Raw genomic sequence first — 6,820 nt, forward strand, 5'->3', positions numbered from 1 at the left:
GCAGGTGCGTTGGCTAATAGACAGAGAAGCCCGGTAAGCATTAACCCACCGGGCAAAAAAGCGGGGAAACCCGCTTTTTTTACGTCTTAATAATGGGGCGGGGGTGTCTCTTCCGACGGGGACGCCAGATGTGAAGGCTGGCTGGCTTTCACTTTCTCCACCAGCAAACGCAGATGTTCGCGCAGCTTCGCCATTTCCAGCTCATGAGCCACCACCGTCTGGTTGAGCTCTTCAATGGTCATTTCCTGAAAAGCCAGTCGACTCTCCAGTTCAGCCAGTCGCGCTTCTATCGATAACTCATGCATCTTTTCACCTCCGGGTAATATCCGGGTCGATTGGGGTAATCGGGCGGATTCTACTTAACTTTGCGCGAAGGTACAGCCTTCAGGCAGAAACTTATTTAAACAAAAATAGTCACAGATCGGGTGAATTCGGGCAGAGTCCTTATGTTGATTTCCGCCGCAACACTTTATAGTACGCTTCTTACTTTATGTTTAACCCTGGGGCGAGATGCCCCGGTCCCTGGAGAAATGGATGAAATCACTGTTTAAAGTCACGCTGCTGGCGACCACCATGGCTGTAGCCCTTCATGCACCGCTCACCTTAGCTGCGGATGCCGCAACCAAAGACAAGGCTGCTGCAACTGACAGCAAATCGGCATTCAAAAACGACGACCAGAAATCAGCTTATGCGCTGGGTGCGTCACTGGGCCGTTACATGGAAAACTCCCTGAAAGAGCAGGAGAAGCTGGGCATCAAACTGGATAAAGACCAGCTGATCGCCGGTGTGCAGGACGCCTTTGCCGATAAGAGCAAGCTGAGTGACCAGGAGATCGAACAGACCCTGCAGGCGTTTGAGACTCGTGTGAAAACTGCCGCTCAGGATCGCATGGAAAAAGACGCGACTGAAAACGAAACCAAAGGCAAAGCCTTCCGTGACGCCTTCGCAAAAGAGAAGGGCGTGAAAACTTCCAGCACCGGTCTGCTCTACAAAGTAGAGAAAGCGGGTACCGGTGATGCGCCGAAAGATAGCGACACTGTGGTTGTAAACTACAAAGGTACGCTGATTGATGGTAAAGAGTTCGACAACTCTTACACCCGCGGCGAACCGCTCTCCTTCCGTCTTGATGGCGTCATCCCTGGCTGGACTGAAGGCCTGAAAAACATCAAGAAAGGCGGCAAAATCAAGCTGGTGATCCCGCCGGCGCTGGCATACGGTAAAACGGGCGTACCGGGTATTCCGGCTAACTCTACCCTGGTGTTCGACGTTGAGCTGCTGGATATCAAGCCGGCACCGAAAGCGGACGCTGCGGCACCGGAAGCGGCTCCAGCCGCAGGCGATAAAGCGGATGACGCAAAAGACGCCCCCGCTGCGAAGAAGTAAAAGTGTGAAACGCGCCGCCTCAGAGCGGCGTTTTTTTTGCATCGCGGATATAATTCTGGAAAGCATAACCTACGATGTATTAATTTATATCCCCCTGCAAATACTGAGCCTGCCCTGAAAACTTAACGACAGGCTCCTGAAAAGGAGTGTTTTTTTTCATGTCCAGGTCGCTATTAACCAACGAAACCAGTGAGCTTGACCTCCTGGATCAACGTCCTTTCGATCAGACCGACTTCGATATCCTCAAATCCTACGAAGCGGTAGTGGACGGGTTAGCGATGCTCATTGGTTCGCACTGCGAAATCGTGTTGCACTCCTTACAGGATCTCAAATGCTCTGCCATCCGCATCGCTAACGGTGAGCACACCGGGCGTAAAATCGGCTCGCCGATTACCGATCTCGCGCTGCGTATGTTGCACGATATGACCGGTGCCGACAGCAGCGTGTCGAAGTGCTACTTCACCCGCGCGAAAAGCGGCGTACTGATGAAGTCGGTGACGATTGCTATCCGCAATCGCGATCACCGGGTGATTGGCCTGCTCTGCATCAACATGAATCTGGATGTGCCCTTCTCGCAGATCATGAGCACCTTTGTACCGCCGGAAACGCCGGATGTTGGCTCCTCGGTTAACTTCGCCTCGTCTGTTGAAGACCTGGTGATGCAAACTCTTGAGTTCACCATTGAAGAGGTGAACGCTGACCGCAACGTCTCTAACAACGCTAAAAATCGTCAGATCGTGCTCAACCTCTACGAGAAGGGCATCTTTGATATCAAAGACGCCATTAATCAGGTGGCTGACCGCCTCAATATCTCCAAGCACACGGTCTACCTCTACATTCGCCAGTTCAAAAGCGGCGATTTCTCTGGGCAAGGTCATTAATGCGTTTTGCGTTGATGGTCACCGGCCCGGCCTATGGCACACAGCAGGCAAGCAGCGCGTATCAGTTCGCGCTGGCGCTGCTGGAGGCCGGGCATACGCTTGTGAACGTCTTTTTCTACCGGGAAGGGGTGAGTAACGCGAACGCGTTGACTGCGCCAGCCAGCGACGAGTTTGATCTTGTGCGCGCCTGGCAACGTTTACATGCTGAGCAGCAGGTTGAGTTGCATATCTGCGTAGCGGCGGCGCTGCGCCGTGGCGTGGTTGATGAGAGCGAGGCTGCGCGGCTGGCATTAGCGGGCGCGAATCTGCAGGAGGGATTTTCGCTTACCGGCCTTGGCGCGCTGGCGGAAGCGGCGCTGACCTGTGACAGAGTGGTGCAGTTCTGATGAAGCGAATCGCCTTTGTGTTCTCCTCCGCGCCGCACGGCTCCTCCGCCGGGCGTGAAGGGCTGGATGCAGTACTGGCCACCTCCGCGTTAACAGAAGAGATTGGCCTCTTTTTTATCGGCGATGGGGTGCTGCAACTGCTGGCAAACCAGCAGCCGGGCAAGATCCTGGCGCGCGACTATATTGCGACTTTTAAGGTGCTGCCGCTCTACGATGTTGAAGAGGTCTGGCTCTGTGCGGCTTCCCTGCGTGAACGCGGCCTCGGCGATGAGAGGGCGTTTATCCTGCCTGCTCAGCGTCTGGAACCGGACGCGCTGCGCGAGCAGCTTGAGCAGTACTCCGTCGTGCTGAATTTTTGAGGCTCATATGCTGCTGACTCTATCCCGCTCACCCTGGCAGTGCGATATGACGGCGCTACTGCGTGTCCTGCGGCCCGGTGACGATCTGTTACTCCTCTCGGACGGGGTATTGGCCGCTCTTGATGGTTCGCCGTTCGTTGAATTACTGCTCAATGCCCCCATAACTCTGCATGTGCTGAAAGATGATGTTGACGCGCGTGGTCTCGCTGCGCAAATTTCGAGCAGTGCCGTCAGCGTTAGCTATACTGATTTCGTTAGCCTGGCGGTGAAAAACACCGTTCAGCTGAATTGGTAATGCAGGGAACGCTGTATATTTCTTGACACCTTTTAAGCACAGCCATAAAATTCTGCGTCCTCATATTATATGAGGCCGTTTTATTACGTGTTTACGAAGCAAAAGCTAAAACCAGGAGCTATTTAATGGCAACAGTTAACCAGCTGGTACGCAAACCACGCGCCCGCAAAGTTGCGAAAAGCAACGTGCCGGCGCTGGAAGCATGCCCGCAAAAACGTGGCGTATGTACTCGCGTATATACCACCACCCCTAAAAAACCGAACTCCGCGCTGCGTAAAGTTTGCCGTGTTCGTTTAACCAACGGTTTCGAAGTGACTTCCTACATCGGTGGTGAAGGTCACAACCTGCAGGAGCACTCCGTGATCCTGATCCGTGGCGGTCGTGTTAAAGACCTTCCGGGTGTTCGTTACCATACCGTTCGTGGCGCGCTTGACTGCTCTGGTGTTAAAGACCGTAAGCAATCTCGCTCCAAGTATGGTGTGAAACGTCCTAAGGCTTAATGGTTCTCCGTTAAGTAAGGCCAAACTGTTTTAACTTAATGTCACACTAAACTCTTAGAGTTTTGGACAATCCTGAATTAACAACGGAGTAATTCCATGCCACGTCGTCGTGTTATTGGTCAGCGTAAAATTCTGCCGGATCCTAAGTTCGGATCAGAACTGCTGGCTAAATTTGTAAATATCCTGATGGTAGACGGTAAAAAATCTACTGCAGAAGCAATCGTATACAGCGCGCTGGAGACCCTGGCTCAGCGCTCTGGTAAAAATGAACTGGAAGCTTTCGAAGTAGCTCTCGAAAACGTGCGCCCGACTGTCGAAGTTAAGTCTCGCCGCGTTGGTGGTTCTACTTATCAGGTTCCGGTTGAAGTTCGTCCGGTTCGTCGTAATGCTCTGGCAATGCGTTGGATCGTTGAAGCTGCTCGTAAACGCGGTGATAAATCCATGGCTCTGCGCCTGGCGAACGAACTTTCCGATGCTGCAGACAACAAAGGTACTGCAGTGAAGAAACGTGAAGACGTTCACCGTATGGCCGAAGCCAACAAGGCGTTCGCACACTACCGTTGGTAATCCCTTCGGAGTTCTAGTCAACTGGCGGGCGCTTCAAGTAAGTCGCCCGCCGTTTGGCAACTTAATTCTGAACGCCTAAAAGACACAAACGAGGAATCAAATGGCTCGTACAACACCCATCGCACGCTACCGCAACATCGGTATCAGTGCGCACATCGACGCCGGTAAAACCACCACTACCGAACGTATTCTGTTCTACACCGGTGTAAACCACAAAATCGGTGAAGTTCACGACGGCGCCGCAACCATGGACTGGATGGAGCAGGAGCAGGAGCGTGGTATCACCATCACCTCTGCAGCGACTACTGCATTCTGGTCTGGTATGGCGAAGCAGTATGAACCGCATCGCGTAAACATCATCGACACCCCGGGGCACGTTGACTTCACTATCGAAGTAGAACGTTCCATGCGTGTACTGGATGGTGCGGTAATGGTTTACTGTGCCGTTGGTGGTGTTCAGCCACAGTCTGAAACCGTATGGCGTCAGGCTAACAAATATAAAGTTCCGCGCATCGCGTTCGTTAACAAAATGGACCGCATGGGCGCTAACTTCCTGAAAGTTGTTGATCAGATCAAAACCCGTCTGGGCGCGAACCCGGTTCCGCTGCAGCTGGCAATTGGCGCTGAAGAAGGTTTCACCGGTGTTATCGACCTGGTGAAAATGAAAGCGATCAACTGGAACGATGCTGACCAGGGCGTTACCTTCGTTTATGAAGATATCCCGGCTGAGATGCAGGCACTGGCTGACGAATGGCACCAGAACCTGATCGAATCCGCGGCTGAAGCTTCAGAAGAGCTGATGGAGAAATACCTGGGTGGTGAAGAACTGACTGAAGAAGAGATCAAAACTGCTCTTCGTCAGCGCGTTCTGAACAATGAAATCATCCTGGTAACCTGTGGTTCTGCGTTCAAGAACAAAGGCGTTCAGGCGATGCTGGATGCGGTAATTGATTACCTGCCGTCCCCGACTGACGTTCCTGCGATCAACGGTATGCTGGACGATGGTAAAGATACTCCGGCTGAGCGTCATGCTAGCGACGAAGAACCGTTCGCTGCGCTGGCGTTCAAAATCGCAACTGACCCGTTCGTTGGTAACCTGACCTTCTTCCGCGTTTACTCCGGTGTGGTTAACTCTGGTGATACCGTACTGAACTCCGTGAAATCTGCACGTGAGCGTTTCGGTCGTATCGTTCAGATGCACGCTAACAAACGTGAAGAGATCAAAGAAGTTCGCGCGGGCGATATCGCTGCAGCGATCGGTCTGAAAGACGTGATCACCGGTGATACTCTGTGTGACCCGGATCACCCGATCATTCTGGAGCGTATGGAATTCCCGGAGCCGGTAATCTCCATCGCTGTAGAACCGAAAACCAAAGCTGACCAGGAAAAAATGGGTCTGGCTCTGGGCCGTCTGGCTAAAGAAGACCCGTCTTTCCGCGTATGGACTGACGAAGAATCTAACCAGACCATCATCGCTGGTATGGGCGAACTGCACCTCGACATCATCGTTGACCGTATGAAGCGTGAGTTCAACGTTGAAGCTAACGTGGGTAAACCTCAGGTTGCTTACCGCGAAGCGATTCGCGCGAAAGTTACCGATATCGAAGGTAAACACGCTAAGCAGTCTGGTGGTCGCGGTCAGTACGGTCATGTTGTTATCGACATGTACCCGCTGGAGCCGGGCTCTAACCCGAAAGGTTACGAGTTCATCAACGACATCAAAGGTGGTGTAATTCCTGGCGAATACATCCCGGCCGTTGATAAAGGCATCCAGGAGCAGCTGAAGTCTGGTCCGCTGGCTGGTTACCCGGTAGTTGATCTGGGCGTGCGTCTGCACTTCGGTTCTTACCACGACGTTGACTCCTCTGAACTGGCGTTTAAACTGGCTGCGTCTATTGCCTTTAAAGATGGCTTTAAGAAAGCGAAACCAGTTCTGCTTGAGCCGATCATGAAGGTTGAAGTAGAGACTCCGGAAGAGAATACCGGTGACGTTATCGGTGACTTGAGCCGTCGTCGCGGCATGCTGCGCGGTCAGGAATCTGACGTGACTGGCGTTAAGATCCACGCTGAAGTTCCGCTGTCTGAAATGTTCGGATATGCAACTCAGCTGCGTTCTCTGACCAAAGGTCGTGCATCATACACTATGGAATTCCTGAAGTATGATGATGCACCGAACAACGTTGCTCAGGCCGTAATTGAAGCCCGTGGTAAATAAGCCGCAGGGTTAAAACCAAAGTCCCGTGCTCTCTCTATTGAGGGAGAGCACTATAGTAAGGAATATAGCCGTGTCTAAAGAAAAATTTGAACGTACAAAACCGCACGTCAACGTCGGCACAATCGGCCACGTTGACCATGGTAAAACGACTCTGACCGCTGCAATCACTACCGTACTGGCTAAGACCTACGGCGGTGCTGCTCGCGCATTCGACCAGATCGATAACGCGCCGGA

The 6,820-nt window shown here is 52.6% G+C and carries 10 protein-coding genes; 9 read left to right on the forward strand and 1 reads right to left on the reverse strand.

The window, feature by feature from the left end:
• Positions 1–86 precede the first annotated feature (86 nt).
• The gene (locus PU683_RS02705; RefSeq protein WP_277169986.1) at positions 87–305 is read right to left on the reverse strand and encodes a protein SlyX; all 219 of its coding nucleotides are present in this window, start codon (positions 303–305) and stop codon (positions 87–89) included.
• Positions 306–534: 229 nt separating this feature from the next.
• On the opposite strand from PU683_RS02705, the gene fkpA reads away from it, so the two are divergent.
• The 9 genes from fkpA to PU683_RS02750 all read left to right on the forward strand — a co-directional run.
• Complete coding sequence (gene fkpA, locus PU683_RS02710; protein ID WP_277169987.1) at positions 535–1,383, forward strand: FKBP-type peptidyl-prolyl cis-trans isomerase; 849 nt, start codon at positions 535–537, stop codon at positions 1,381–1,383.
• A 158-nt stretch (positions 1,384–1,541) separates the two neighbouring features.
• Positions 1,542–2,264 (forward strand): helix-turn-helix transcriptional regulator, encoded by a 723-nt coding sequence (locus tag PU683_RS02715; protein WP_023482043.1) that lies wholly within the window; start codon positions 1,542–1,544, stop codon positions 2,262–2,264.
• Positions 2,264–2,650 carry a sulfurtransferase complex subunit TusD gene (tusD, locus tag PU683_RS02720; protein WP_277169988.1) on the forward strand — a complete coding sequence of 129 codons (387 nt, stop codon included), beginning with the start codon at positions 2,264–2,266 and terminating at the stop codon, positions 2,648–2,650. Before PU683_RS02715 ends, tusD begins: the two co-directional genes overlap by 1 nt.
• On the forward strand, positions 2,650–3,009 hold the full coding sequence (gene tusC, locus PU683_RS02725; RefSeq protein WP_277169989.1) for a sulfurtransferase complex subunit TusC: 360 nt from the start codon (positions 2,650–2,652) through the stop codon (positions 3,007–3,009). Before tusD ends, tusC begins: the two co-directional genes overlap by 1 nt.
• Positions 3,010–3,016: 7 nt before the next feature.
• Positions 3,017–3,304, forward strand: a complete 288-nt coding sequence (gene tusB / locus PU683_RS02730; RefSeq protein ID WP_277169990.1) for a sulfurtransferase complex subunit TusB — start codon at positions 3,017–3,019, stop codon at positions 3,302–3,304.
• 125 nt (positions 3,305–3,429) lie between these two features.
• Positions 3,430–3,804, forward strand: a complete 375-nt coding sequence (rpsL, locus tag PU683_RS02735; RefSeq protein WP_003023654.1) for a 30S ribosomal protein S12 — start codon at positions 3,430–3,432, stop codon at positions 3,802–3,804.
• Between the two features lie 96 nt (positions 3,805–3,900).
• The gene (gene rpsG / locus PU683_RS02740; RefSeq protein WP_007369802.1) at positions 3,901–4,371 is read left to right on the forward strand and encodes a 30S ribosomal protein S7; all 471 of its coding nucleotides are present in this window, start codon (positions 3,901–3,903) and stop codon (positions 4,369–4,371) included.
• 100 nt (positions 4,372–4,471) lie between these two features.
• Positions 4,472–6,586 (forward strand): elongation factor G, encoded by a 2,115-nt coding sequence (gene fusA, locus PU683_RS02745; RefSeq protein WP_277169991.1) that lies wholly within the window; start codon positions 4,472–4,474, stop codon positions 6,584–6,586.
• A gap of 70 nt (positions 6,587–6,656) precedes the next feature.
• Positions 6,657–6,820 (forward strand): GTP-binding protein (locus PU683_RS02750; RefSeq protein WP_001445782.1); only part of this gene is annotated, 164 nt, incomplete at its 3' end.

The organism is Candidatus Kosakonia sp. 282A-S69 (genome assembly GCF_029433855.1).
Classification (GTDB): domain Bacteria; phylum Pseudomonadota; class Gammaproteobacteria; order Enterobacterales; family Enterobacteriaceae; genus Kosakonia; species Kosakonia cowanii_A.